General features: G+C 50.4%; 25 protein-coding genes. 7 read left to right on the plus strand and 18 right to left on the minus strand.

All coding sequences use genetic code 11. The features are described from left to right. From DDT52_RS21290 to fkpA, 9 genes are all read right to left on the minus strand, one after another. Positions 1-76 (minus strand): hypothetical protein (locus DDT52_RS21290; RefSeq protein ID WP_010436276.1); only part of this gene is annotated, 76 nt, incomplete at its 3' end. Positions 77-145: 69 nt separating this feature from the next. Further along, a complete protein-coding gene (gene fusA / locus DDT52_RS17385) occupies positions 146-2,260 on the minus strand; it encodes an elongation factor G (RefSeq protein WP_136157475.1) in 2,115 nt (704 codons plus the stop codon). A 96-nt stretch (positions 2,261-2,356) separates the two neighbouring features. Further along, the gene (rpsG, locus tag DDT52_RS17390; protein WP_009111198.1) at positions 2,357-2,827 is read right to left on the minus strand and encodes a 30S ribosomal protein S7; all 471 of its coding nucleotides are present in this window, start codon (positions 2,825-2,827) and stop codon (positions 2,357-2,359) included. Between the two features lie 96 nt (positions 2,828-2,923). Next, positions 2,924-3,298 carry a 30S ribosomal protein S12 gene (gene rpsL, locus DDT52_RS17395; RefSeq protein WP_109054693.1) on the minus strand — a complete coding sequence of 125 codons (375 nt, stop codon included), beginning with the start codon at positions 3,296-3,298 and terminating at the stop codon, positions 2,924-2,926. Between the two features lie 131 nt (positions 3,299-3,429). Beyond that, on the minus strand, positions 3,430-3,717 hold the full coding sequence (gene tusB, locus DDT52_RS17400; protein ID WP_136157476.1) for a sulfurtransferase complex subunit TusB: 288 nt from the start codon (positions 3,715-3,717) through the stop codon (positions 3,430-3,432). Positions 3,718-3,735: 18 nt separating this feature from the next. Then, on the minus strand, positions 3,736-4,095 hold the full coding sequence (gene tusC / locus DDT52_RS17405) for a sulfurtransferase complex subunit TusC (protein WP_136157477.1): 360 nt from the start codon (positions 4,093-4,095) through the stop codon (positions 3,736-3,738). 20 nt (positions 4,096-4,115) lie between these two features. Continuing rightward, positions 4,116-4,511 carry a sulfurtransferase complex subunit TusD gene (gene tusD / locus DDT52_RS17410; RefSeq protein ID WP_136157478.1) on the minus strand — a complete coding sequence of 132 codons (396 nt, stop codon included), beginning with the start codon at positions 4,509-4,511 and terminating at the stop codon, positions 4,116-4,118. Continuing rightward, entirely contained in the window at positions 4,505-5,233 is a 729-nt protein-coding gene (locus tag DDT52_RS17415) for a helix-turn-helix transcriptional regulator (protein ID WP_168709801.1), read from the minus strand. Before DDT52_RS17415 ends, tusD begins: the two co-directional genes overlap by 7 nt. Positions 5,234-5,426: 193 nt before the next feature. Beyond that, positions 5,427-6,242: an FKBP-type peptidyl-prolyl cis-trans isomerase gene (gene fkpA / locus DDT52_RS17420; RefSeq protein WP_136157479.1), complete on the minus strand. Its 816-nt coding sequence runs from the start codon at positions 6,240-6,242 to the stop codon at positions 5,427-5,429. A gap of 347 nt (positions 6,243-6,589) precedes the next feature. Here fkpA and DDT52_RS17425 point away from each other — a divergent pair, with 347 nt between their 5' ends. After that, positions 6,590-6,808 carry a SlyX family protein gene (locus DDT52_RS17425; RefSeq protein WP_109054699.1) on the plus strand — a complete coding sequence of 73 codons (219 nt, stop codon included), beginning with the start codon at positions 6,590-6,592 and terminating at the stop codon, positions 6,806-6,808. Between the two features lie 158 nt (positions 6,809-6,966). On the opposite strand, the gene slyD is transcribed toward DDT52_RS17425, so the two are convergent. From slyD to kefG, 4 genes are all read right to left on the minus strand, one after another. Then, a complete protein-coding gene (slyD, locus tag DDT52_RS17430) occupies positions 6,967-7,545 on the minus strand; it encodes a peptidylprolyl isomerase (RefSeq protein ID WP_109054700.1) in 579 nt (192 codons plus the stop codon). 125 nt (positions 7,546-7,670) lie between these two features. After that, positions 7,671-7,865, minus strand: a complete 195-nt coding sequence (locus DDT52_RS17435; RefSeq protein ID WP_136157480.1) for a YheV family putative zinc ribbon protein — start codon at positions 7,863-7,865, stop codon at positions 7,671-7,673. Between the two features lie 29 nt (positions 7,866-7,894). Beyond that, positions 7,895-9,703, minus strand: coding sequence for a glutathione-regulated potassium-efflux system protein KefB (gene kefB / locus DDT52_RS17440; protein ID WP_136157481.1), 1,809 nt, complete (start codon positions 9,701-9,703; stop codon positions 7,895-7,897). A gap of 2 nt (positions 9,704-9,705) precedes the next feature. Beyond that, on the minus strand, positions 9,706-10,257 hold the full coding sequence (kefG, locus tag DDT52_RS17445; RefSeq protein ID WP_168709803.1) for a glutathione-regulated potassium-efflux system ancillary protein KefG: 552 nt from the start codon (positions 10,255-10,257) through the stop codon (positions 9,706-9,708). Positions 10,258-10,385: 128 nt separating this feature from the next. On the opposite strand from kefG, the gene DDT52_RS17450 reads away from it, so the two are divergent. Beyond that, positions 10,386-12,296 carry an ABC transporter ATP-binding protein gene (locus DDT52_RS17450; protein WP_136157482.1) on the plus strand — a complete coding sequence of 637 codons (1,911 nt, stop codon included), beginning with the start codon at positions 10,386-10,388 and terminating at the stop codon, positions 12,294-12,296. Between the two features lie 65 nt (positions 12,297-12,361). On the opposite strand, the gene DDT52_RS17455 is transcribed toward DDT52_RS17450, so the two are convergent. Then, entirely contained in the window at positions 12,362-12,964 is a 603-nt protein-coding gene (locus tag DDT52_RS17455) for a LysE family translocator (protein ID WP_136157483.1), read from the minus strand. A 234-nt stretch (positions 12,965-13,198) separates the two neighbouring features. On the opposite strand from DDT52_RS17455, the gene DDT52_RS17460 reads away from it, so the two are divergent. From DDT52_RS17460 to DDT52_RS17470, 3 genes are all read left to right on the plus strand, one after another. Next, entirely contained in the window at positions 13,199-14,209 is a 1,011-nt protein-coding gene (locus DDT52_RS17460) for a hydrolase (RefSeq protein WP_136157484.1), read from the plus strand. Further along, positions 14,206-14,442 carry a YheU family protein gene (locus tag DDT52_RS17465; RefSeq protein WP_136157485.1) on the plus strand — a complete coding sequence of 79 codons (237 nt, stop codon included), beginning with the start codon at positions 14,206-14,208 and terminating at the stop codon, positions 14,440-14,442. The genes DDT52_RS17460 and DDT52_RS17465 overlap by 4 nt, the downstream gene beginning before the upstream one ends. A 122-nt stretch (positions 14,443-14,564) precedes the next feature. Further along, the gene (locus DDT52_RS17470; RefSeq protein ID WP_109054708.1) at positions 14,565-15,434 is read left to right on the plus strand and encodes a phosphoribulokinase; all 870 of its coding nucleotides are present in this window, start codon (positions 14,565-14,567) and stop codon (positions 15,432-15,434) included. 70 nt (positions 15,435-15,504) lie between these two features. Here the strand turns inward: DDT52_RS17470 and DDT52_RS17475 are convergent, their stop codons facing one another. After that, positions 15,505-15,906 carry an OsmC family protein gene (locus tag DDT52_RS17475; RefSeq protein ID WP_136157486.1) on the minus strand — a complete coding sequence of 134 codons (402 nt, stop codon included), beginning with the start codon at positions 15,904-15,906 and terminating at the stop codon, positions 15,505-15,507. 318 nt (positions 15,907-16,224) lie between these two features. Here DDT52_RS17475 and crp point away from each other — a divergent pair, with 318 nt between their 5' ends. Beyond that, positions 16,225-16,857, plus strand: a complete 633-nt coding sequence (gene crp / locus DDT52_RS17480) for a cAMP-activated global transcriptional regulator CRP (protein WP_004090925.1) — start codon at positions 16,225-16,227, stop codon at positions 16,855-16,857. 78 nt (positions 16,858-16,935) lie between these two features. Here the strand turns inward: crp and argD are convergent, their stop codons facing one another. Together argD and DDT52_RS17490 are read right to left on the minus strand one after the other, a co-directional pair. After that, a complete protein-coding gene (gene argD, locus DDT52_RS17485; protein WP_136157487.1) occupies positions 16,936-18,162 on the minus strand; it encodes a bifunctional acetylornithine/succinyldiaminopimelate transaminase in 1,227 nt (408 codons plus the stop codon). A 119-nt stretch (positions 18,163-18,281) separates the two neighbouring features. Beyond that, entirely contained in the window at positions 18,282-18,857 is a 576-nt protein-coding gene (locus tag DDT52_RS17490; protein ID WP_136157488.1) for an aminodeoxychorismate synthase component II, read from the minus strand. 690 nt (positions 18,858-19,547) lie between these two features. Between DDT52_RS17490 and DDT52_RS17495 the strand changes: the two genes are divergently transcribed. After that, positions 19,548-20,672, plus strand: a complete 1,125-nt coding sequence (locus DDT52_RS17495; RefSeq protein WP_136157489.1) for a polysaccharide lyase — start codon at positions 19,548-19,550, stop codon at positions 20,670-20,672. Positions 20,673-20,871: 199 nt separating this feature from the next. On the opposite strand, the gene ppiA is transcribed toward DDT52_RS17495, so the two are convergent. Continuing rightward, on the minus strand, positions 20,872-21,441 hold the full coding sequence (ppiA, locus tag DDT52_RS17500) for a peptidylprolyl isomerase A (protein ID WP_136157490.1): 570 nt from the start codon (positions 21,439-21,441) through the stop codon (positions 20,872-20,874). Positions 21,442-21,453 lie beyond the last annotated feature (12 nt).

The following is a 21,453-nucleotide window of genomic DNA, read 5'->3' on the forward strand; positions in this document are numbered from 1 at the left end:
TTTTACCATGGTCAACGTGGCCGATAGTACCGACGTTAACGTGGGGTTTTGTACGTTCAAATTTTTCTTTAGACACGGCGATATTCCTTACTCTAATGCTCTCTCCCTATGGAGAGAGCACGGGATTTTATTTTAACCCTGAGGCTTATTTGCCACGGGCTTCAATTACGGCCTGAGCAACGTTGTTAGGCGCATCATCGTACTTCAGGAACTCCATAGAGTAAGAAGCACGACCTTTGGTCAGAGAACGCAGTTGAGTTGCGTATCCGAACATTTCAGACAGCGGAACTTCAGCGTGAATCACAACGCCAGTAACGTTGGACTCCTGACCGCGCAGCATACCACGACGGCGGCTAAGGTCACCGATAACGTCGCCCGTATTCTCTTCCGGCGTTTCAACTTCAACCTTCATGATCGGCTCAAGCAGAACGGGTTTTGCTTTCTTGAAGCCATCTTTAAAGGCGATAGAAGCGGCCAGTTTAAACGCTAGCTCAGAGGAGTCAACGTCGTGGTAAGAACCGAAATGCAGACGCACGCCGAGATCAACCACCGGGTAACCCGCCAGCGGGCCCGCTTTCAGCTGTTCCTGGATGCCTTTATCAACGGCAGGGATGTATTCGCCAGGAATTACACCACCCTTGATGTCGTTGATGAACTCGTAGCCTTTCGGATTTGAGCCCGGCTCCAGTGGGTACATGTCGATAACAACATGACCATACTGACCACGACCACCAGACTGCTTAGCGTGTTTACCTTCGATATCGGTAACTTTTGCGCGAATTGCTTCACGATAAGCAACCTGCGGTTTACCCACGTTCGCTTCAACGTTGAACTCGCGCTTCATACGGTCAACGATGATGTCGAGGTGCAGTTCACCCATACCGGCGATGATGGTCTGGTTAGATTCTTCGTCAGTCCATACGCGGAAAGACGGGTCCTCTTTAGCCAGACGGCCCAGAGCCAGACCCATTTTTTCCTGGTCAGCTTTGGTTTTCGGTTCTACTGCGATGGAGATTACCGGTTCAGGGAATTCCATACGTTCCAAAATGATGACATTGTCTGGATCACACAGCGTGTCACCCGTCGTTACATCTTTCAGACCGATAGCAGCAGCGATATCGCCTGCACGAACTTCTTTGATCTCTTCACGCTTGTTAGCGTGCATCTGAACGATACGACCAAAACGTTCGCGTGCTGATTTTACTGGGTTCAGAACGGTATCACCGGAGTTAACCACACCAGAGTACACACGGAAGAACGTTAAGTTACCCACAAACGGATCGGTAGCGATTTTGAACGCCAATGCTGAAAACGGTTCGTCATCGTTAGCGTGACGCTCAGCCGGCGTATCTTTGCCGTCATCCAAAATACCGTTGATCGCAGGCACGTCAACCGGGGATGGCAGGTAATCGATTACCGCATCCAACATCGCCTGAACACCCTTGTTCTTAAATGCAGAACCACAGGTTATCAGGATGATTTCGTTGTTCAGAACGCGCTGACGCAGAGCTTTTTTGATCTCTTCTTCAGTCAGTTCTTCGCCACCCAGGTATTTCTCCATCAGATCTTCAGACGCTTCCGCTGCGGATTCGATCAGGTTCTGGTGCCATTCGTCAGCCAGATCCTGCATGTCAGCAGGAATATCTTCATAAGTGAAGGTAACGCCCTGGTCGGCATCGTTCCAGTTGATGGCTTTCATTTTCACCAGGTCAACAACACCGGTGAAGCCTTCTTCAGCACCAATCGCCAGTTGCAGCGGAACAGGGTTCGCGCCCAGACGGGATTTGATCTGACCGACCACTTTCAGGAAGTTCGCACCCATACGGTCCATTTTGTTAACGAACGCAATACGCGGAACTTTATATTTGTTAGCCTGACGCCACACGGTTTCAGACTGAGGTTGAACACCACCAACCGCACAGTAAACCATTACTGCACCGTCGAGTACACGCATGGAACGTTCTACTTCAATCGTGAAGTCAACGTGTCCCGGGGTGTCGATGATGTTAACGCGGTGTGGTTCAAACTGCTTAGCCATACCAGACCAGAAAGCGGTAGTCGCAGCCGAGGTGATAGTGATACCACGCTCCTGCTCCTGCTCCATCCAGTCCATGGTAGCCGCGCCGTCATGAACTTCACCGATTTTGTGGTTTACACCTGTGTAGAACAGAATACGTTCTGTGGTGGTGGTTTTACCGGCGTCGATGTGTGCACTGATACCGATATTACGGTAGCGTGCAATGGGTGTTGTACGAGCCATTTGTTTCCTCTATATCCTAGGGCGTTCAATTTCGTTAACCCAAGCGGGTTGGCTTTTTGAAGCGCCCGCCTGGTTAGCATAACTACAGCGAAGGGATTACCAACGGTAGTGAGCGAACGCCTTGTTGGCTTCAGCCATACGGTGAACGTCTTCACGTTTCTTGACAGCAGTACCTTTGTTTTCTGCTGCATCAGAAAGTTCGTTCGCCAGGCGCAGAGCCATGGATTTATCACCGCGTTTACGAGCAGCTTCAACGATCCAACGCATTGCCAGAGCATTACGACGAACCGGACGGACTTCAACTGGTACCTGATAAGTAGAACCACCAACGCGGCGCGACTTAACTTCGACAGTCGGACGCACGTTATCCAGAGCGACTTCAAAAGCTTCCAGATGATCTTTACCAGAACGCTGAGCCAGGGTCTCCAGCGCGGTATAGACAATTGCTTCTGCAGTAGATTTTTTACCATCTACCATCAGGATGTTTACAAATTTAGCCAACAGTTCTGATCCGAACTTCGGATCCGGCAGAATTTTACGTTGACCAATGACGCGACGACGTGGCATGGGAATACTCCGTTGTTAATTCAGGATTGTCCAAAACTCTACGAGTTTAGTTTGACATTTAAGTTAAAACGTTTGGCCTTACTTAACGGAGAACCATTAAGCCTTTGGCTTCTTCACGCCGTACTTGGAACGGGCTTGCTTGCGGTCTTTAACACCTGAGCAGTCCAGCGCGCCACGAACGGTGTGGTAACGCACACCTGGCAGGTCTTTAACACGACCGCCACGGATCAGGATCACGGAGTGTTCCTGTAGGTTATGACCTTCACCACCAATGTAGGAGGTAACTTCAAAACCGTTGGTTAAGCGAACACGGCATACTTTACGCAGTGCGGAGTTCGGTTTTTTCGGGGTGGTGGTATATACACGGGTACATACGCCACGTTTCTGCGGGCAGGCTTCCAGCGCCGGAACGTTGCTTTTAGCAACCTTCAGGGAGCGCGGTTTGCGTACCAGCTGGTTAATTGTTGCCATTCAAAAAGCTCCTGGTTTTTGCTTCGTAAACACGTAATAAATCGTCGCATACTTGCGCAGGGCAAAGTATGAGGACGCAGAATTTTAGGGCTGGCAGTGGAAGGAGTCAAGAAATATACAAAAAATCAGCGCTACCAGGCCAGCTGTTGCGGATGTTGAACCGTCAACTGAACAAACTGATTATAGCCAATTAATACGGCACTGCGTGAAATTCGTGCAGTAATACCCCTGGCTTCGGCATCATTCTGAATAACATACAAAGGGATAGCCGATTCATAGAGACGTTTCTCTATATCCGTTTCGGCCAGTGCAGCAATCACCCCGTCCTGCATTAAGACCAACACATCTCCAGACTTCAGACAGCGCAGAAGTGTATCCATGTCACTGTGATAGGGGGAATGTGAAAGCGTGTGCAACATAAATAAGGACGCCTGTCGCTAAAAGGAGAGAACCGAATGATAATCGGCCAGCTTGTCGTGTAATGCTTCGGGGGCAAGCAATTTGATATCCAGAACCCAATCCGTAGCCATATCGATACCACGCTGCCGTATTGATGTTTCGCACGCGTAGCAATGTTCAATGTCGTAAAGAGGCAGCACACCAAAGGTCGCGATATAGTTGCGCATTAGAATCTTTTCAGGCTGCTGTGCTGGCAAAAGTTGCAACACACCATCACCGATAAAAAATACGCCAATGTCTTCGGTGAGCGCGGACATCGCTAAAAGCGCATCCAACCCTTCACGGCCGGAGGCGCTGCCGTGAGGTGAATGACTGAAAACAAAAGCAATACGTTTCATGACGCAGCCTTAAGGACACATTAAAACTGTATGACCCGATCGCATACCAGTACGGACTGAGCCAACGTTCCCAAGCCGCTCAGCGTAAAGCCGGCTTGCAGGTTGGCGCTACCCAGCTTGAGCTGTTCAGCCTGCTGCCGATCGGTGACACCACGCCGCAACGCGGCAGCAATACATACGTTCAGGGCCACGTTATGTTCCTGCCCCAAACGTCGCCAGGCGCGAACAAGATCAAATTCATCGCTTGCCGGTGACGTCAGTTGATTGGCATTCAGCACACCTTCACGGTAGAAAAACACGCTTTCCAACCGATGACCTTCCGTCAATACTGCTTGCGCGAACTGAAAAGCGCTGCTCGCCTGCTGTGTTCCGTAAGCGGGCCCGGTCACCAACAGACAATAACTCAAACTCAGCATCCGCGATCGTGTCCGCTGAAATCGCCGCTTTTAAACTGGCGAATATAGAGATACACCGTGTGTTTGGAAATATTCAGACGCTCGGCGACCTGGTTAATGGCATCTTTAATGTCAAAAATGCCTTTCTCATACAGGTTCAGCACGATCTGGCGATTTTTGGCATTGTTGGAAACGTTGCGATCGGCATTCACTTCTTCAATGGAGAATTCCAATGTTTGAGCCACGAGATCGTCAACCGATGAGGCAAAATTGACCGACGAAGCCACCTCGTGCATTTCGGGTGGAATGAACGTTTGAACAATCTGAGAAAAAGGCACATCCAGATTCATATTGATACAGAGTAATCCAATCACTCGCTGATCGCGGTTGCGAATGGCAATCGTGACTGATTTCATCAGCACGCCGCTTTTAGCGCGGGTGAAATAAGCCTTGGATACACTGCTGTCCTCTCCGGCCATATCATGCAACATACGCAATGCAAGGTCGGTGATGGGCGAGCCGATTTTCCTGCCAGTATGTTCACCGTTCGCAATCCGCACCGCAGAGCATTTCAGATCTTCGAGCGAGTGCAGAACAATCTCGCAATGCTCACCGATTAGCATGGCCAGACCATCGACCACCGCTTCATACGATTTCAGGATCTCATAATCCGTCTGGCTAAACGGACGTTCATCCAGCAAATCAAGGTCATAAGATTCGCTGGATACAAGCGAATTAGACATGGCAGACACCACCCTCAACGTCATCTATTTATTGTATTGACAGGGGACATAGTCTAGCAAATGTCCACTCTCTCGTCCCCGAATTTAACGGCGTCGTTTCCAGACGTTGAACCCACGCATCTTTATTGAACAGATAAAAAAACCGCAGGCATATAACCTGCGGTTGATACGGCGGCGTCATTCAATCAATGAATTATTGCGCGCTTTTTTCATCAGCAGGTTTTTCTGCTTTAGCATCATCCGCTGCTTTCACGTCAGCTTCAGATTTGATATCCAGCAGTTCAACGTCAAACACCAGTGTAGAGTTGGCAGGAATGCCGGGCACACCGGTTTCACCGTAAGCCAGTTCTGGTGGAATAACCAGCTTGATTTTCCCGCCTTTCTTCACGTGTTTCAGGCCTTCAGTCCAGCCTGGGATGACACCATCCAGACGGAAAGAAAGTGGCTCACCACGTTTGTAGGAGTTATCAAATTCACTGTTGTCCACCAGCGTACCTTTGTAGTTCACCACCACGGTATCGCTATCTTTTGGCGCGCTACCGCTGCCTTCTTTCTCAACCTGATAAAGCAGACCGGATTCGGTTTTCTTCACGCCTTTCTCTTTGGCGAAAGTATCACGATACTTCGTGCCTTTATCCGCGTTATCCTTCGCATCCTGCTTCATTTTGGCTTCTGCCGCCGCTTTTACCCGGCCTTCAAAACTTTGCAGCGTTTTCTCGATTTCTTCATCATTCAGTTTGCTCTTATCGGCAAACGCATCCTGAACACCGGCAATCAGTTGATCTTTATCCAGTTTGATACCCAGCTTTTCCTGCTCCTTCAGGGAATTGTCCATGTAACGCCCCAAAGATGCACCTAACGCGTAAGCAGCGGCCTGTTCATCATTCTTGAATTTGGCCGTCGTCGCCGAATCAGACGCCTGTGCCGTCTCTGCCGCCAGAGCCTGACCGGCGTTCAGCGTCAGAGCCATCGTCGTTGCTAACAGCGTTACTTTAAACAGTGATTTCATCCATTTCTCCAGCATCTGGAGCAACGCGCTCCAGCCATCATTAAAAATAAATTCGCGCCTACTATAACTGTGCGAATGAAGACAACACAACGACACGCGCGACAAACCTTTGATAAAAAAACGTCTGGAACGTTTTTTAACGCCGCGGATGGCGGCCCGAAGGGCGACGGGCAGGATAGTCCGCCGTAAAACATCGCTGCGCTATGTTGACCTGAAGAACAAATCCCACTTACAGGGCCGACCCAAATCCTCAGATAGTCTATTGCTCCCTATTCCGACCGTTTTTACTACCAGAAGTTTCCGCTTTCTGACAAACTCTAAGAGAAGAGAAAGTAAGAGGAATAGCCATGTCACCGTTTTTACTTGAAGAACGGCTCGAACTGTTGGAAAGCCGTCAGGCCTTTCAGGAACTGACGATAGAGGAGCTGAATCAAACCATCGTTCAGCACGAGCGAGAAATTAGTCGGTTACGTGAGCAGATGCGCCTGTTAACGGAGAGATTGCGGACTCAGCAAACGTCGTTAATCGCATCACAATCGGAAGAAACACCGCCGCCGCATTACTGATTTCAGACCGCTCAGCGCATCAATACAAAAATCGTCAGCCATAAAAAAACCTCAGAGCAATAGCCGCTGCTCTGAGGTTATCTATACATCCTTCGCTTTGCGGGCAAAACCAATCTTTATCCGCAAAACGATTTCTGTCGGCCGTCGTTCTAAACGGATTAGTGGCAGCCGCACCCGCCATGTCCGCCACAGCCGCCTTTACCGTGTTCATGGTCATGATCGTGATCGTGGCCATGACCGCCACAGCAGCCGTCACCGTGCTCATGATCGTGCTCGCCGTGGACATGTCCATGAGCCAGTTCTTCTTCAGTTGCTTCGCGGATCGCGATAACTTCAACATTGAAGCTCAGATTCTGGCCTGCCAACATATGGTTGCCATCAACCACGACGTGGTCGTCTTCTACTTCCGTGATTTCAACCGGAACCGGACCCTGGTCGGTTTCAGCCAGGAAACGCATACCGACCTGAAGCTCATCCACGCCCATGAAGACATCTTTAGGAACGCGTTGAACCAGGTTTTCGTCATAGTTGCCGTAAGCATCGTTGGAACCAATGTTCACATCGAAACGCTCACCCACACCACGACCTTCCAAGGCGTTTTCCAGGCCGGAAATCAGCGAACCATGACCATGCAGATAGTCCAACGGCGCACTCACCGGAGACTCATCAACCAATACACCATCTTCTGTACGTACCTGATAGGCCAGACTGACCACCAGATCTTTTGCTACTTTCATGATATCTCCTACCGTTGGAAATCAAACTGGCGCAAATTGTAGCTGAAAAAAATCCCCCTGTACCGTCCGGAATCAAAAATCGTCGGGAACGACTTTTAACACCGCTTACGGTAGCCAACCCGCCATCAATCAGGATGAAAAATGCCGATGATTTCCTGAGCCGGTCGTTCCGGCGCAGCTGGCGGTGTATCCCGTTGACTTTGGTGGTAACCACATTTTACGCAAGTTACAATTTCTGTTTCGTCTTCACGCCCTACGGCCAGCGTATCCAGCGCCTGACATTGGGGACAGACGGCCCCCGCGATAAACCGTTTACGCATTGTTCATGACCTATTGTTCCTGCATTCCGCTATTCCACCTCATCCCAATCGTCGGGCCGACGCCGTTCACGCTGCATTTCCCGCTGGAAAATATCTTCCAGCTCGCGACGCGCCTCTTTGACGCGGGATATCTGGGCAACATCGCTTTGCAACTGCGGCATGAGTTCACGCAGCATACGCATATCCAGACGCCGGAAATGCTGCTGGGCGCGAAATGCCTGATGAGGATGCATCCCTAACGACATCAGCGCCTTGCGGCCCAATTCCAGCGCACTGGAAAACGTTTCACGCGAGAAATGCCTGACGCCGGCCTGCAAAAGCTCATGCGCCTCAACGCGCCCGCGCGCCCTGGCCAAGATTTCCAGATGAGGAAAATGCTGTTGGCACAGACGTACAATCTCCATGGTATCTTCCGGCGCATTACAGGTAATGACAATCGACTGCGCTTTCGCCGCCCCTGCCGCCCGCAATAACTCCAGCTCCGTCGCATCGCCATAGTACACTTTATAACCATAGCTTCTCATCAGGCTCACGGCGCTGATATCGCGCTCTAATACCGTAATCCGCATTTTGTTTGCCATCAACAAGCGGCCGATAACCTGTCCGAAGCGGCCAAATCCCACGACAATGACCTGCGGCTCATCGTCTGCAACGTAGGGCTTCTCGTCGGAGACGTCCTGTAGGTTATAACGACGCGCCAGAATACGGTCAATCGCCTGCATTAATAGCGGCGTCGTCATCATGGATATCGTCACCGTCACCAACAGCAGCGGCAGTTGTTCGCCTTTCAGGACGTTATACGTCGAAGCGGCCGAAAACAGGACAAACGCGAACTCTCCGCCCTGGCTCAAAACACCGGCAAACTGCAAACGCTCCGAACGACGCATCCGGTTGAGCCGCGCCAGGACGTAGAGCACCGTACCTTTGACCGCGACCAAAACCAATACTGCAACCAGCACCTTGATGATATGGGTATAGAGAATCCCCAGATTCAACGCCATCCCGACAGAGATAAAAAACAGTCCCAGCAACAGCCCCTTAAACGGTTCAATGGCGATTTCCAGCTCATGACGATACTCACTTTCCGCCAGTAATACGCCCGCAATAAAAGTACCGAGCGCCATGGAAAAACCCAGCGTTTCCATAAAGAGCGCAGAACCCAACACCAGCAACAGCGCGGCGGCGGTAAAAACTTCACGCACGCCGGACGCCGCAATGAAGCGGAACAACGGGCGTACCAGATAGCGGCCGCCAATCAACATCCCCACAAAGGCTGCGACCTTAAGCCCTATATGGTTCCAGTCATCCACTTCGCCCTGAACCCCGGCCAAAATCGGGATCAGCGCCAGAGCGGGAATCACCGCCAAATCCTGAAACAGCAGCACAGAGAAACCAAGCTGGCCTGATTCGCTGCGGTTCATGCCTTTTTCACGCATCAGTTGCAGCGCCATCGCCGTAGATGACATGGCAAGGCCGACACCGCCGATCAAGGCCGACTGCCAGGAGAAATCCGTCAGGTAAAGCGCGCCCCCCAATATCACCGTACTCAGCCCGACCTGCGCCGCCCCCACGCCGAAAATGGAACGCCGCAGCGTCCACAGCTTGGTCGGATTTAGCTCCAGGCCGATGATAAACATCAGGAAAACCACACCCAGTTCAGAGAAATGCAGGATCGCCTCGACATCCCGGATAAAACCCAGTCCCCAGGGGCCAATGGCGATTCCGGCGATCAAATATCCCAATACCGCACCGATCCCCAATCGTGCCGCAATAGGTACGGCTACCACCGCCACAAATAAAAACAGCACCCCGGCGGTCAGTAGCGCAGAACTCTCCATAATTATCGTTCCTTTTTATCGAGAGGGGATGCCAGCCATTCACCATAAGCCCGGGCGTAACTTGCCAAAACATCAGGTTGCAGACGACGCGCCCAGTAAACAATCATCGGTTGCATCCAGTGCATACGGCACATTCCCGCCGTCAGCTCAAAAGGATGCAGCAGATCCCCGATAGGGAAACGGTTATTACCTTCAGCCCGATAGGCATACTCAGGCTCTCCCGTGGTAATCACCGAACGCCAGTATTTTCCTTCCAGCGCATTGCCGCCGATACCATTGGCAAAACCGCGCGACAAAACCCGATCAAGCCATTCCTTCAGCAAGGCTGGGCAACTATAGGTATAAAGCGGGTGTTGAAAAACAATGACGTCATGCTCACGCAGCAGCCGTTGTTCATGGTGAATATCGATAAAAAAATCAGGATAGTGCGCGTACAGATCGTGCACCGTTACATTATCCAACTGCTGTGCCGGTTGCAGTAAAACCCGGTTGGCTACCGAGTCCTGTGATTCCGGATGGGCATACAGCAGCAAAATCTTCGGTGGCTGCAACATCATTCCCCTCCAAGGCGTCGTCATGGTAAGCGTTTTCCGTTACCATGCAGCGCAACGACTACAAACAGGACGCCGTGAGTCCTGCTATCATGTCCATAATTTAACATACTCTGAACATATGGCGCTTTATGATTGTTTTCTCTTCGCTGCAAATTCGACGTGGCGTGCGCGTTTTATTGGATAACGCGACAGCCACGATTAATCCAGGTCAGAAAGTCGGTTTGGTCGGTAAAAACGGCTGCGGCAAGTCTACGCTACTATCATTACTGAAAGGTGAAATCAGCGCCGACGGCGGCAGTGCCACGTTCCCTCAGAATTGGGCGCTGGCATGGGTGAATCAGGAAACCCCGGCGCTGGATGTCCCGGCGCTGGACTACGTCATTGATGGCGATCGCGAATTTCGTCAGTTGGAAGCCGAACTGCACACCGCCAACGAAGAGAACAACGGGCACGCCATTGCAACACTGCACGGTAAACTGGACGCCATTCAGGCATGGACCATCCAGGCCAGAGCCTCAAGTTTGCTGCATGGACTCGGCTTTTCTCAGGAACAACTACAGCAGCCCGTCAGCGCGTTTTCCGGCGGCTGGCGCATGCGCCTCAACCTGGCACAGGCGTTACTTTGCCGCTCGGACTTGCTGCTGCTGGATGAACCAACCAACCACCTCGATCTCGATGCCGTCATCTGGCTGGAGAAATGGCTGAAAAGTTATTCGGGTACGCTGGTGCTGATTTCTCACGACCGTGATTTCCTCGATCCCGTCGTCAATAAAATCCTGCATATCGAGCAGCAAACGCTGAACGAATACACGGGCAACTACTCCTCTTTTGAACGCCAACGGGCAACCCGGCTGGCGCAACAGCAATCGCTGTATGAGCACCAGCAGGAAAGAGTGGCGCATTTGCAACACTATATTGACCGTTTCCGCGCCAAAGCAACCAAAGCCAAACAGGCGCAAAGCCGGATAAAAATGCTGGAGCGGATGGAGTTGATTGCCCCGGCCCATGTGGATAACCCTTTCCGTTTCAGTTTCCGCCCGCCGGAATCGTTACCAACCCCGCTGCTGCGCATGGAAAAAGTCAGCGCCGGCTACGGTGATAAACTGATTCTTGAGTCAATCAAACTGAATCTGGTACCTGGATCGCGTATTGGACTACTCGGTCATAACGGGGCGGGCAAGTCCACGCTGATCAAACTGCTGGCGGGAACGCTTGCCCCGATACACGGTGAAATCGGCCTGGCTAAAGGGGTAAAACTGGGATATTTCGCCCAGCATCAGTTGGAGTTTTTACGCGCCGATGAATCGCCATTACAGCATTTGGTGCGTTTAGCGGAACGGGAAACCGAACAGCAGCTGCGTGATTACCTCGGCGGTTTCGGTTTTCAGGGCGATAAAGTCACGGAAATCACCGAACGGTTTTCCGGGGGTGAGAAAGCCCGGCTGGTACTGGCGCTCATCGTCTGGCAGCGTCCAAACCTGTTGCTGCTGGATGAGCCGACCAACCACCTCGATCTGGATATGCGTCAGGCACTGACCGAAGCGTTGATCGATTTCGAGGGCGCGCTCGTTGTGGTATCGCACGATCGACACCTGATCCGATCGACGACGGACGATCTTTATCTGGTCCATGACCGTAAAGTCGAGCCTTTCGATGGCGATCTGGAAGACTATCAGCAATGGCTGGGCGGCCTGCAACGTCAGAATAATGCCGCAGACGAAACGCCGAAAGAGAATACAGCCAACAGCGCACAAGCCAGAAAAGAACAAAAACGGCGAGAAGCAGAGCTGAGGACGCAAACGCAGCCGCTGCGTAAGCAGATCGTCAGGCTTGAACAGCAAATGGAAAAACTGGGCGACGCTTTAAGTGCGATCGAGGCACAGCTGGCGGACAGCGAACTTTATGATATCAGCCGCAAAACAGAGTTGACCGATTGTCTGCAACAGCAAACCAAAATCAAAACGGATCTGGAAGAAACGGAGATGGCCTGGCTCGATGCTCAGGAACGGTTGGAGCAAATGAATCAGTCGTTGTCATAGTTGCTCCCGGTTGCGAGCCGGTAAGGCGGTTATCAGCTCGCAACTCTCGTCTCAACAACAGGCGGCTAATGCCAAATCAGTAGTACACAAGCCGCAGTCAGCAGACCCATCGATACATTAAAAATCACCCAGGATTTCTTACTGCGGAGCAGACGGCCAATCAAGGTACCAAATCCCAGCCATATGACGCCCGCCACGGCATTCACCAGTACCATCCCAATGCTGATCGCAATGACTGACTGGTTATATTCCTCGCCCGCCAGACTGAAACTGGCGACGGCACCCAGCGCCATCAGCCACGCTTTCGGATTCAAAAACTGTAGCAGCCATCCCTGATAGAACCGTACCGGCTGAGGCGGCGCAATGGATGTTTCGAGTTTCTCGTAGGCCGCCGTGGCAATTTTCCACGCCAGCCAAAGCAGATAGGTACTGCCGAGCACCTTAAGACCCCAGTGCAAAGAGGGGTAGACCAGAATCAGACTACCGACGCCAAAAGCCACCATCAGCAAAATACTCTGCATCCCCAGCATGATCCCCAGCATCAGCCACATCGAGCGAAGAAAACCAAAGTTGGCGCCAGACGTAGTCAGCAACATATTATTCGGTCCGGGCGTAATCGCAGCAACCCAGAGAAAGCCTAACATCGAGAGAAATAAACTCAGTTCCATGGAGTGGGCGCCCCTCGCCCGACAGCATTGATTTGATACCGTTTTTGGCGTGTGCTTTTCAAGCACCTCAATTTTTAGCAAATCACGATCTTCAGCTTCAACAACTATCGGCTTCACCACATGATGGTTTCTGACAAATAGTCGTTTTTAAAAAAGAGTGATTAACTGGCAGCATCGAAGCTAACAGTGTGATATTGATCGCACAAGATCTGACAACAAGATTTTATTTACATTATGTACGACGTTTTTCGCCCGCTTAGCGGCGCCAGTAACCCTCATATTCAAACGCTGCTGCCAAGGCTGGTGCGCCGCAGAGCATTGCTACAGCCTATCTGGCAACGGCTTGAACTGCCTGACGGCGACTTTGTCGATCTGGCCTGGAGCGAAGACCCGACTCAGGCCCGGCATAAACCCCGAGTGGTGCTGTTTCACGGTCTGGAAGGCAGTTTCCATAGCCCGTATGCGCATGGTCTGTTACATGCCTGCCGACAACATGGCTGGCTGGCCGTTATCATGCATTTTCGCGGGTGCAGCGGTAAGCCCAATCGAATGAAACGCATCTATCACTCCGGCGAAACGGAAGATGCCAGCTACTTTCTGCATTGGTTGCAGACCACGTTTGGCGAAGTTCCTACCGCAGCGATTGGTATTTCTCTGGGCGGCAACATGCTGGCCTGCCTGCTGGGCAAACAGGGCGAGCGGTGTCTGTTATCCGCCGCCGTGATAGTGTCTGCCCCATTGATGCTGGAACCCTGTAGCAGGCGTATGGAACAGGGGTTCTCCCGCATTTATCAGCGCTATTTGCTGCGTTTGCTGAAGCAGAATGCGGCCCGTAAACTGGTCGCTTACCCCGGCACGCTGCCCGTTCAGCTGTCACAGCTGAAAAAAATCAAACAGCTGCGGGAATTTGATGACGTGATTACTTCACAGGCGCACGGATTTAGCGATGCCGCCGATTATTACCAGCGCTGTAGCGCCCTGCCCCTGCTGCCGCAGATACGAAAGCCGCTACTGATTATTCACGCAAAAGACGATCCGTTCATGACCGAAGATGTTATTCCCGATTTTTCCCAGTTACCGTCTAATATTGAATATCAACTGACGGATTATGGCGGACATGTGGGTTTTGTCGGCGGATCGTTTCTGAAGCCGGAAATGTGGCTTGAGCAGCGTATTCCGAGTTGGCTTACCCCGTTTCTGGATAATGTTTTTTCTGGATCTCTTTATTTTGGAAAAGAATCGTGATTATTCCCTGGCAACAACTCGATCCTGAAACGCTGGATAACCTCATCGAATCTTTCGTGCTGAGAGAGGGAACCGACTACGGTGAGGAGGAACGCTCGCTGGCGCAAAAAGTCGCTGACGTACGCCGGCAGTTGGAATCTGGCGAAGTCGTGATGGTCTGGTCTGAATTGCATGAAACCATCAACATCATGCCTCGCGGCCAATTTAACGTCGGTGAGCATCACTCGTATTGAACGAATAAACATGCTAAAAGCCATGTATATAAAACAATGGATATCTGTTCCCTTTTTTGATGACGCTCGGTCTCCGTGACGGAGATGCGGATGAGCGCCGCCATCACGGAGTTACGCGTCTCATGTCACATAAACATCCAATTATTGCTGTCACCGGCTCCAGCGGTGCGGGAACCACTACCACCAGTCTGGCGTTCCGTAAAATTTTTCAGCAGTTAAACATGCGGGCCGCCCAGCTTGAAGGGGATAGTTTTCATCGTTATACCCGTCCGGAAATGGATATGGCCATTCGCAAAGCGCGCGATCTTGGCCGGCATATCAGCTACTTTGGCCCTGAAGCCAATGATTTCAGCTTGCTGGAACAGTCATTCATTGAATATGGCCAGCATGGTCAGGGGCAGACCCGTAAATACCTGCATACCTATGACGAAGCCATTCCCTACAACCAGGTTCCCGGCACATTCACGCCATGGGAACCCATGCCGGCACCGACCGATGTGCTGTTTTATGAAGGCCTGCATGGCGGAGTGGTTACTGACCAGCACAATGTGGCTCAGCACGTTGACCTGCTGGTGGGCGTGGTGCCCATCGTCAACCTCGAATGGATTCAAAAGCTGATTCGTGATGTCAATGAACGCGGCCATTCACGCGAAGCCGTCATGGATTCTGTCGTGCGTTCCATGGAAGACTACATTACCTACATCACGCCGCAGTTTTCACGCACGCATATTAACTTCCAGCGCGTTCCCACTGTGGATACCTCCAACCCGTTTGCTGCCAAGTCCATTCCTTCACTGGATGAGAGCTTCGTCGTGATTCACTTTCAGGGACTGGATAATATTGATTACCCTTATCTGCTCGCCATGTTGCAAGGGTCATTCATTTCTCATATCAATACGCTGGTTGTCCCTGGTGGAAAAATGGGGCTGGCGATGGAGTTAATCATGGCGCCGCTGGTACAACGGCTGCTGGAAGGGAAAAAGATCGAATAAACCCGCGGTGGCACGATAAACGAAACGCATCGCGCCACCACGATCGCAGGCATATCTGTCAGGGCGAATCTTACCCCCCAACTTCATGACTGTGCGTAACTTCAACGGCCTGACCCAACATCAATGCAACAGAGCAGTATTTCTCGGCTGACAGCGCCACGGCTCGTTCTACCGCTTGATCGGTCAGCCCTTTTCCCGTCACGATGAAATGCAGATTAATATGGGTAAACAGACGCGGGGTTTCCGTTCTCCGTTCTGAAGTCAATTTCACTTCACAATCGACAACATCGTGACGTCCTTTCTGCAAAATCGACACGACATCGATCGCGCTACAACCACCAACCGACATCAAAACCATTTCCATCGGACTCGGCGCCTTATCACCCGCATTACCATCCATCAGAATCTGATGCCCTGATGAGGATTCGCCAAGAAACGTTAAGCCGTCAACCCATTTAACCCGTGCCTGCATGGTGCCTCCATTAAAAAATTTTTGAAAATTTATACTGTTACTATACAAAAACATCCAATAACCGGAGCTTTATCATGCTGAAGCGAGACAACACAAGACACTTCCTTCAAGCTGTGTTAAAAACGAGAATAGAATCTGCCTTTTCTGGACAAACTCAGATACAAGGAAGATGATGGCGTCGCCAGATATCAGGTTCCAGTATATTCCCTGACGTCATTCTGCTCACACGGATTTTGATTTTTTAGCAGTAACCACGCCGTACAGGGAACTCTGAGCCCTGTGATTTGCGCAGTGAATTACAACAGAGGATGATAGCGAATGGTTCTCGGCAAACCGCAAACAGACCCAACTCTCGAATGGTTCCTTTCTCATTGCCATATCCATAAGTATCCATCGAAGAGCACGCTTATTCACCAGGGTGAAAAAGCAGAAACGCTTTACTACATCGTGAAAGGCTCTGTCGCAGTGCTAATCAAAGATGAAGAAGGCAAAGAAATGATTCTCTCTTATCTCAATCAGGGAGATTTTATCGGCGAGCTTGGCCTGTTTGAAGAAGGTCAGGAGCGCAGTGCCTGGGTACGGGCAAAAACGGCTTGTGAAGTCGCTGAAATTTCTTACAAGAAATTCCGGCAGCTGATTCAGGTCAATCCAGATATCCTCATGCGTCTGTCCGCACAAATGGCGAGCCGTCTGCAGGTTACGTCGGAAAAAGTCGGTAATCTGGCTTTTCTTGATGTGACAGGCCGTATTGCTCAAACGTTGTTGAACCTGGCGAAACAACCCGATGCCATGACTCATCCGGATGGCATGCAAATAAAAATTACCCGTCAGGAAATTGGACAAATTGTTGGCTGTTCACGTGAAACCGTGGGCCGCATTCTAAAAATGTTGGAAGACCAGAATCTGATCTCCGCACATGGCAAAACGATTGTCGTTTACGGCACTCGCTAAATCATACTTAACCCGACAGACAAAAAAAGCGTGAAGGCAACTTCACGCTTTTTTAATTATTTTCAGGGCAATGCTACATTAACCTGCGGCATTAACCACTTGCTCAACGGCTTTCGCAAACTTCGCCATTCCTTGTTCGATATCCTGATCCTCAATAATCAGCGAAGGTACAAAGCGAATCACATTTGGTCCCGCCATCAGCACCATCACCCCTTGTTCCGTTGCTGCGGCTAAAAAGTCACCTGCCCGCCCATGCCATTCCGGTTTCAGTTCAGCGCCCAACAATAAGCCCATGCCACGAACCTGCTCGAAAATACCGTACTGCTGGTTAATCTTTTCCAACGCACCGATAAATCGATCGTGACGCTCCGCCACCCCCGCCAACACGGCTGGCGTATTGATCGTATCCAGCGCCGCTTCCGCCACGGCGCAAGCCAGGGGATTACCGCCATAGGTCGTACCGTGTACGCCAACCGTCATCACAGAGGCAACGTCTTCGGTCGTCAGCATCGCGCTGATCGGGAAACCGCCGCCCAACGCTTTCGCCGTGGTCAGAATATCCGGCATAATACCGTAATACATATAGGTAAACAGTTTGCCCGTTCTGCCCATTCCACTTTGCACTTCATCAAAAACCAATAGCGCCTTATACCGATCGCACAACTCACGCACGCCTTGCAGAAACTCCGGCGTGGCGGGCATAATTCCGCCCTCGCCCTGCACCGGTTCCAGCACCACCGCACAGGTGTGGTCATCCATCACCGCTTTGACCGCCGCCAGATCGTTAAAAGGCACATGCACGATATCCGCGGGCTTGGGTCCAAAACCGTCAGCATATTTGGCCTGCCCGCCAACCGAGACGGTGAATAACGTTCTTCCATGGAACGCGTTATAAAACGCAATAATCTTGGTTTTGTATGGGCTATGGCGTTTGATGGCATAGTGGCGCGCCAGTTTAAACGCCGCTTCGTTTGCCTCGGCCCCGGAGTTAGCAAAAAATACCCGATCGGCAAAGGTCGCCTGAATCAGCTTGCTGGCAAGACGCAGCGCCGGCTCATTGGTAAAAATATTGCTGGTGTGCCACAGCTGTTCTCCCTGCTGTTTCAACGCGGCAACCAGAGCAGGATGGCAATGGCCAAGCGCGGTAACCGCAATACCACCAGAGAAATCAATATATTCCCGCCCTTGCTGATCCCATACCCGGCTTCCCTTACCTTTCACCGGCACAAACTGCGCTGGTGCATAAACCGGCAGAATCACTTTATCGTGAGTTTCTCTCGTTACTGCTTTGTTATCTGTTGCCATTTGCTGCCCCGCTCTGATATCCCATTGTTCCGAATGAAAATATAGTCATTAAATATGCATAAAAAATCAAATTCAGGCAATATTAAATCACCAACACCGGGCAATTACTTTCTATACGATTAGATTTTAAGGAAATTATCCAGAAGCTGATGTCCCTGCTGACTAAGTATGCTTTCAGGATGGAACTGTACTCCTTCCAATGGCAGTGCCCGGTGTCGGATTCCCATGATCTCATCGCGTTCACCGTCGCACTCGCTCCAGGCCGTCACCTCAAAGCAGTCAGGCAAAGAGTCCGCCTCAATGACCAGCGAGTGGTAGCGCGTCACCGTCAGTGGCTGAGACAACCCGGAAAAAACCCCCGTCTTGTTATGGGTGATGAGAGAGGTTTTACCATGCATGACCTGTCTTGCCCGCACAACGCGCGCGCCAAATGCCTGCCCCAGCGCCTGATGACCAAGACAGACGCCCAGAATCGGTAATTTATCGGCGAAATGGCGGATCGCCGCCAGTGAGATACCGGCTTCATCCGGGGTACAGGGCCCCGGGGAAATCACCAGCCGATCGGGCCGAAGCTGTTCGATATCTGCCAATTTCAGCTCATCGTTACGTTTGACCAGAACGTCGGCGCCCAACTCACAGAAATACTGATACAGGTTATAGGTAAAGGAGTCGTAGTTATCGATCAGTAACAGCATGCTTCGCCTGAAATCCTCATTTAAAAAACGCCCTCACGTCTACATACCACCACAAAGTGACGTTAATCATACATGTCAACTATGATACCTGACTCTCCACCGGGATGGCTTATTTATTAGCAGACATATAATTAATCAAGAACCAATCATTAATTTATTAAATAATAAGTCATCATTAATAGGTCATGTTTATTATTCAGGAAAGAATGATATGAAAATAGAAAATCACTTTTCAAACAACCGTAACAGTTCCTTACAAACCCATAACCCCCACCAAAATCCAATATTAACGAGTGAGTAAATTAAAATTTTTAGTTAAATCTAAAATAATTTTATAAGCTGATCAATATTATCATTTAGAATAATATTAATTTCTTATAAAATCAGAAACAAAACCAATAAACTATGTTTTAAGATATTCCAAATAAACATATTTTATTGATTTTTAATCAAATTAACAGAAAATCAGTTTCTAAAAAAACACAAATACATAATAAATTATTTTTATCAACAGTAAATAAAAAAATATTTAATAACATCTCTTGCATTGTTTTATTTTTGTGATAACAATTAATTCGGCCAATCAACAGACCATGATTTCATTTTTATTGAAACAAGCATCATCAATCACATCGGACATATGGAACAGGAAATGTCCGAACAATAATTATATCCAAGGAGATAACCCGAATGAAATACCTACTGCCTTCTACAGCCGCTGGGCTGTTATTTTTCGCTTGCCAACCGGCGATTGCAGCTAATACGGGTGGTTACGCGACAACGGACGGTGGCAACGTCTCTGGTGCAGTTAACAAGACCGCTCGCTCAATGCAGGATATCATCGACATCATTGAAGCAGCGAAGCTTGATTCGGCTGGTAAAAAAGTAAAGGGAGGCGCCTATCCACTCGTCATTACTTATAACGGGAATGAAGACTCGCTGATTAAAGCCGCCGAGGCCAATGTCTGCGGACAGTGGCAAAAACCGGCACGTGGTGTACAAATCAAAGAATTCACCAAGGGGATTACCCTCCTCGGAACCAATGGTTCCTCAGCCAACTTCGGTATCTGGATCGTCAATTCATCGGATGTCGTTGTCCGCAATATGCGTTTTGGCTATATGCCTGGCGGTCCAGAGGATGGCGACGCCCTCCGCGTTGATAACTCGCCGAACGTCTGGATTGACCACAACGAAATTTTCGCCAAAAATTTTGAATGCGCGGGAACCCCCGATGGCGATACCACCTTTGAGTCCGCCGTGGATATCAAAAAAGGGGCAACCAATGTTACGGTTTCCTACAACTACATTCATGGCATCAAGAAGGTTGGCCTGAGCGGTTCCAGCTCCAGCGATACCGGTCGCAACCTGACTTACCATCACAACATCTACAGCGATGTGAACGCACGTCTTCCGCTACAGCGTGGTGGACAGGTTCACGCCTATAACAACCTGTATACCGGCATCACCAGTTCCGGTCTGAACGTTCGTCAGAACGGCATTGCGCTGATTGAACGTAACTGGTTTGAAAATGCGAAAAATCCGGTGACATCACGTTACGATGGTTCCAACTTCGGTACCTGGGATTTGCGTAACAACAACATCACGAAACCGGCTGATTTCACAACCTACAACATTACCTGGGATAAAGATTCCTCCCCTTACGTCAATGCGGAGGATTGGAAAAGCACAGGCACTTTCCCGGCAGTCCCTTACAGCTATTCGCCGGTAACGGCGCAGTGCGTGAAGGATAAACTGGCGAATTATGCTGGCGTAGGAAAAAACCTTGCGGTGCTGACGTCAGCCGCCTGCAACTGAAAACCGTCGGTTCTTTCCTGTCAGGGCCGGATAAATCGCAGGGCTGGTAACGTCTGTCACCAATCAGTTGACGTCGGGTTACAGCAACGGGCGGAGTTCACCTGAATAAGTGGGTTTTGCGATGACCAATGTAAGAAAGGCCAGATTCTGGCCTTTCTTCATATTCTGTATTCTTTACCGATCCAATATGTCGTTCGGCTCAGGGCAGCACTTTCGCTGACTGAATAACGATAGGTTTGGTTGGCACATTCTGATAAGGGCCGACGTTTTCAGTCTGCACCTGAGAGATCTTATCCACGACGTCCATGCCTTTCACCACCTTGCCAAAGACGGCATAGCCGAAATCGCGCTGACCATGATCGAGAAAGGCGTTATCAGCCACGTTAATAAAGAACTGGCTGGTAGCGCTGTCTTTTTCTGCCGTACGCGCCATAGAAATGGTACCGCGCAGGTTACGCAAACCGTTGTCCGCTTCGTTCTTGATCGGAGGATTAGGGGCTTTCTGTTTCATATCACTGCTAAAACCCCCACCCTGAACCATGAAGCCCGGGATCACACGATGGAACGTCGTACCGTTATAGAAACCGCTGTTAACGTACTCAACAAAGTTTTTCACCGAGACCGGTGCTTTTTGATTATCCAACGCCAGTTCAATATCCCCAGCCGACGTAGTCAGCTGTACGTGCGTGGTGCCAGAAGCGGCCAATACCGGAGAGAGCGCGGTCAGTGAAATAAAGGCTGCTGCCGCAACCAGAGTACGTTTGAACATTGAGAATTCCTT

Origin of the sequence: Brenneria roseae subsp. roseae (genome assembly GCF_003115845.1) — a bacterium.
Classification (GTDB): Bacteria; Pseudomonadota; Gammaproteobacteria; order Enterobacterales; family Enterobacteriaceae; genus Brenneria; species Brenneria roseae.

Coding starts and splice junctions, on each gene's coding strand:
- argD (WP_136157487.1), bottom strand. CDS start 18,162: ATGGCAACAGATAACAAAGCAGTAACGAGAGAAACTCACGATAAAGTG.
- kefB (WP_136157481.1), bottom strand. CDS start 9,703: ATGGAGAGTTCTGCGCTACTGACCGCCGGGGTGCTGTTTTTATTTGTG.
- crp (WP_004090925.1), top strand. CDS start 16,225: ATGGTTCTCGGCAAACCGCAAACAGACCCAACTCTCGAATGGTTCCTT.
- DDT52_RS17455 (WP_136157483.1), bottom strand. CDS start 12,964: ATGGAACTGAGTTTATTTCTCTCGATGTTAGGCTTTCTCTGGGTTGCT.
- tusC (WP_136157477.1), bottom strand. CDS start 4,095: ATGAAACGTATTGCTTTTGTTTTCAGTCATTCACCTCACGGCAGCGCC.
- DDT52_RS17475 (WP_136157486.1), bottom strand. CDS start 15,906: ATGCAGGCACGGGTTAAATGGGTTGACGGCTTAACGTTTCTTGGCGAA.
- kefG (WP_168709803.1), bottom strand. CDS start 10,257: ATGTTGCAGCCACCGAAGATTTTGCTGCTGTATGCCCATCCGGAATCA.
- DDT52_RS17415 (WP_168709801.1), bottom strand. CDS start 5,233: ATGTCTAATTCGCTTGTATCCAGCGAATCTTATGACCTTGATTTGCTG.
- fusA (WP_136157475.1), bottom strand. CDS start 2,260: ATGGCTCGTACAACACCCATTGCACGCTACCGTAATATCGGTATCAGT.
- ppiA (WP_136157490.1), bottom strand. CDS start 21,441: ATGTTCAAACGTACTCTGGTTGCGGCAGCAGCCTTTATTTCACTGACC.
- DDT52_RS17425 (WP_109054699.1), top strand. CDS start 6,590: ATGTCACCGTTTTTACTTGAAGAACGGCTCGAACTGTTGGAAAGCCGT.
- slyD (WP_109054700.1), bottom strand. CDS start 7,545: ATGAAAGTAGCAAAAGATCTGGTGGTCAGTCTGGCCTATCAGGTACGT.
- fkpA (WP_136157479.1), bottom strand. CDS start 6,242: ATGAAATCACTGTTTAAAGTAACGCTGTTAGCAACGACGATGGCTCTG.
- tusB (WP_136157476.1), bottom strand. CDS start 3,717: ATGTTGCACACGCTTTCACATTCCCCCTATCACAGTGACATGGATACA.
- DDT52_RS17495 (WP_136157489.1), top strand. CDS start 19,548: ATGAAATACCTACTGCCTTCTACAGCCGCTGGGCTGTTATTTTTCGCT.
- DDT52_RS17490 (WP_136157488.1), bottom strand. CDS start 18,857: ATGCTGTTACTGATCGATAACTACGACTCCTTTACCTATAACCTGTAT.
- tusD (WP_136157478.1), bottom strand. CDS start 4,511: ATGCTGAGTTTGAGTTATTGTCTGTTGGTGACCGGGCCCGCTTACGGA.
- DDT52_RS17450 (WP_136157482.1), top strand. CDS start 10,386: ATGATTGTTTTCTCTTCGCTGCAAATTCGACGTGGCGTGCGCGTTTTA.
- DDT52_RS17460 (WP_136157484.1), top strand. CDS start 13,199: ATGTACGACGTTTTTCGCCCGCTTAGCGGCGCCAGTAACCCTCATATT.
- rpsL (WP_109054693.1), bottom strand. CDS start 3,298: ATGGCAACAATTAACCAGCTGGTACGCAAACCGCGCTCCCTGAAGGTT.
- rpsG (WP_009111198.1), bottom strand. CDS start 2,827: ATGCCACGTCGTCGCGTCATTGGTCAACGTAAAATTCTGCCGGATCCG.
- DDT52_RS17470 (WP_109054708.1), top strand. CDS start 14,565: ATGTCACATAAACATCCAATTATTGCTGTCACCGGCTCCAGCGGTGCG.
- DDT52_RS17435 (WP_136157480.1), bottom strand. CDS start 7,865: ATGCGTAAACGGTTTATCGCGGGGGCCGTCTGTCCCCAATGTCAGGCG.